Origin of the sequence: Streptomyces sp. NRRL WC-3549, from assembly GCF_000721935.1 — a bacterium.
GTDB lineage: Bacteria > Actinomycetota > Actinomycetes > Streptomycetales > Streptomycetaceae > Streptomyces.
Map to the genome: position 1 here is coordinate 23869 of NZ_KL585445.1, position 3757 is coordinate 27625.

The following is a 3757-nucleotide window of genomic DNA, read 5'->3' on the forward strand; positions in this document are numbered from 1 at the left end:
CCGCCGCACCGGGGCCGAGGCCGTCCACCCCGGCTACGGCTTCCTCGCGGAGAACGCCCGCTTCGCCCAGGCGTGCGAGGACGCCGGGCTGGTCTTCATCGGCCCGCCCGCCTCCGCCATCGCGCTGATGGGCGACAAGATCCGCGCCAAGGAGACGGTCGCGGCGGCCGGGGTCCCGGTGGTGCCCGGGTCCTCCGGGAGCGGACTGACCGACGCCCAGTTGGCCGACGCCGCCCGGGAGATCGGCATGCCGGTCCTGCTCAAGCCGTCCGCGGGCGGCGGCGGCAAGGGCATGCGGCTGGTGCGTGAGGCGGGGCTGCTCGCCGACGAGATCGCGGCGGCACGACGCGAGGCGCGCTCCTCCTTCGGCGACGACACGCTGCTGGTGGAGCGGTGGATCGACCGGCCGCGCCACATCGAGATCCAGGTGCTGGCGGACGGACACGGCAACGTGGTGCACCTCGGCGAGCGGGAGTGCTCGCTGCAGCGCCGCCACCAGAAGATCATCGAGGAGGCGCCCTCCGTCCTGCTCGACGAGGGGACCAGGGCGGCGATGGGCCAGGCGGCCGTCCAGGCGGCGCGCTCCTGCGGGTACGTCGGCGCGGGCACGGTCGAGTTCATCGTCCCGGGTGACGACTCGTCCTCGTACTACTTCATGGAGATGAACACCCGCCTCCAGGTGGAGCACCCGGTCACCGAGCTGGTCACCGGCCTCGATCTGGTGGAGTGGCAGCTGCGGGTCGCCTCCGGTGAGCACCTCCCCTACGGGCAGGCGGACATCACGCTCACCGGACACGCCGTGGAGGCCCGGCTCTGCGCCGAGGACCCGGCGCGCGGCTTCCTGCCGTCGGGCGGCACCGTGCTCGCGCTGCACGAGCCGCAGGGCGGTGGAGTCCGCACGGACTCCGGGCTGAGCGAGGGGGTGCCCGTCGGCAGCACCTACGACCCGATGCTGTCGAAGGTCATCGCCTACGGGCCGGACCGTGCGGCGGCGTTGCGCGGACTGCGGGCCGCGCTGGCGGACACGGTGGTGCTGGGCGTCCCCACGAACGCCGGCTTCCTGCGCCGGCTGCTGGCCCACCCGGCGGTGGCGGCGGGCGACCTGGACACCGGGCTGGTCGAGCGCGAGGCGGACTCCCTGGTGCCCGAGGGCGTCCCGGAGGAGGTCTACGCGGCGGCGGCGCTGCTGCGGCAGCCGCCCCCGGTGGCCGCCGCGGGCTGGGTCGACCCGTTCTCCGTGCCCAGCGGGTGGCGTCTCGGCGGCACCCCCGCCCGGACCTTCCACCACTTCCGTGTACCGGGCCACGACCCGGTGCGGGTGGGGGTGCGGGCGGGCGTGGACGGCGCGGCCGAGCTGGACTTCGGGCACGCCGGGGAGCGGGAGGGGACACCGGACACCTGCGGTCCGGTCCCCTCCGTCCCGGCCCCCGAGGGCTCCCGTCTGGTCGAGGTGTCCCGGCGGCGGGTGACCGTGGAGCTGGACGGCCTCACCCACACGTTCAGCCGGGCGGACTCGCCGGACGGGGTGTGGCTCGGCCGTGACGGGGACACCTGGCACGTCCAGGACCACGATCCGGTCGAGGCGTCACTGAGCGGCGCCGCCCGCTCGGGGGCCGACACGCTCGCCGCACCCATGCCCGGGACGGTCACGGTGGTGAAGGTGGCCGTGGGGGACGTGGTCGTCGCCGGGCAGAGCCTGCTGGTGGTGGAGGCGATGAAGATGGAGCACGTCATCTCCGCCCCGCACGCCGGCACCGTCACCGAGCTGGACGTCACGGCCGGAACCACCGTCGCCATGGACCAGGTCCTGGCCGTGGTCGCCCCCGGGGAGGACGCATGACCGACATCGCGGAAGACGGCGTGGCCGGCACCGCCGCACTGCCCATGACCGTGCCCCTCCCCGGGCTGCCCGCCCGGGTCCGTATCCACGAGGTCGGTGCCCGGGACGGCCTGCAGAACGAGGCCTCCGTCGTCCCCACCGAGGTGAAGGCGCAGTTCATCCGCAGGCTCGCCGAGGCCGGGCTCACCACGATCGAGGCGACCAGCTTCGTGCACCCGAAGTGGGTGCCCCAACTGGCCGACGCGGAGGCCCTGTTCCCGCTGCTCGGCGAGATCGCGGACGTCGGGGACGTCGAACTCCCCGTCCTCGTACCGAACGAACGCGGTCTGGACCGGGCGCTGGCGCTCGGCGCCCGCCGGATCGCGGTGTTCGGCTCGGCGACCGAGACCTTCGCCGCCCGCAACCTCAACCGCACGGTGGACGAGTCGCTGGCCATGTTCGAGCCGGTCGTCGCCCGTGCCACGGCGGAGGGGGTCGGGGTGCGCGGCTATCTGTCGATGTGCTTCGGCGACCCGTGGGAGGGGGCCGTCCCGCTCGGACAGGTCGTCCGGGTCGCGAAGGCGCTCATGGAGCTCGGCTGCGACGAGCTGTCCCTCGGCGACACGATCGGCGTGGCCACCCCCGGCCAGGTGGTCGCCCTGCTCGCCGCGCTGAACGACGCGGGTGTGCCCACCGCCTCGATCGGGGTGCACTTCCACGACACCTACGGCCAGGCGCTCTCCAACACCCTGGCCGCGCTCCAGCAGGGGGTGACGACGGTGGACGCCTCGGCGGGCGGCCTCGGCGGCTGCCCGTACGCCAAGAGCGCGACCGGAAATCTCGCCACCGAGGATCTCGTGTGGATGCTCGACGGCCTCGGTGTGGACACCGGGGTCGATCTCGGCGCACTCACCGCCACAAGCGTGTGGATGGCCGAACAGCTGGGCCGGCCCAGCCCGTCCCGTACCGTCCGCGCCCTGACTCACAAGGAGTGACCCTCCCATGTCCCTGGACCACCGGCTGACCGCCGAACACGAGGAACTGCGCCGTACCGTCGAGGAGTTCGCCCACGACGTGGTCGCTCCGAAGATCGGCGACTTCTACGAGCGCCACGAGTTCCCGTACGAGATCGTGGCCGAGATGGGGCGCATGGGCCTGTTCGGGCTGCCGTTCCCCGAGGAGTACGGCGGCATGGGCGGGGACTACCTGGCCCTCGGTATCGCCCTGGAGGAGCTGGCCCGGGTCGACTCGTCCGTGGCGATCACGCTGGAGGCCGGCGTCTCGCTGGGCGCCATGCCGGTCTACCGCTTCGGCACCGAGGAGCAGAAGCAGCGGTGGCTGCCGAAGCTCTGTACGGGCGAGGCGCTCGGCGCGTTCGGGCTGACCGAGCCGGACGGCGGTTCCGACGCGGGCGGCACCCGCACCACCGCCGTCCTGGACGAGGCCACCGGCGAGTGGGTGATCAACGGTTCCAAGTGCTTCATCACCAACTCCGGTACGGACATCACGGAGCTGGTGACGGTCACCGCCGTCACCGGCCGCAAGGAGAACGGCGCCCCGCGCATCTCCGCGATCATCGTCCCGTCCGGCACCCCCGGCTTCACGGTCGCCGCCCCGTACTCCAAGGTCGGGTGGAACGCGTCGGACACCCGCGAGCTGTCCTTCTCCGACGTCCGTGTGCCCGCGGCGAACCTGCTGGGCGAGGAAGGCCGCGGATACGCGCAGTTCCTGCGGATCCTGGACGAGGGGCGTATCGCCATCTCGGCGCTGTCCACCGGCCTGGCGCAGGGCTGTGTGGACGAGTCGGTGAAGTACGCCAGGGAGCGGCACGCCTTCGGAAAGCCGATCGGCGCCAACCAGGCGATCCAGTTCAAGATCGCCGACATGGAGATGCGGGCGCACATGGCCCGGGTCGGCTGGCGGGACGCCGCGTCCCGG

Annotated in this window: 3 protein-coding genes; all 3 read left to right on the plus strand. The window is 73.1% G+C overall.

Annotation, left to right across the window (positions count from 1 at the left end):
• Positions 1–1840: ATP-binding protein (locus IH13_RS39230; protein ID WP_031090767.1), on the plus strand; the 1840-nt coding region annotated here is incomplete at its 5' end.
• Between the two features lie 44 nt (positions 1841–1884).
• Positions 1885–2814, plus strand: a complete 930-nt coding sequence (locus tag IH13_RS0134325) for a hydroxymethylglutaryl-CoA lyase (RefSeq protein WP_031090769.1) — start codon at positions 1885–1887, stop codon at positions 2812–2814.
• Between the two features lie 7 nt (positions 2815–2821).
• The coding region (locus IH13_RS0134330; RefSeq protein WP_031090771.1) for an acyl-CoA dehydrogenase family protein at positions 2822–3757 on the plus strand (936 nt) is incomplete at its 3' end.

What these genes read in the sequence shown, in the direction of transcription:
- IH13_RS0134325 (WP_031090769.1), top strand. Translation starts at nt 1,885, where the DNA reads ATGACCGTGCCCCTCCCCGGGCTGCCCGCCCGGGTCCGTATCCACGAG.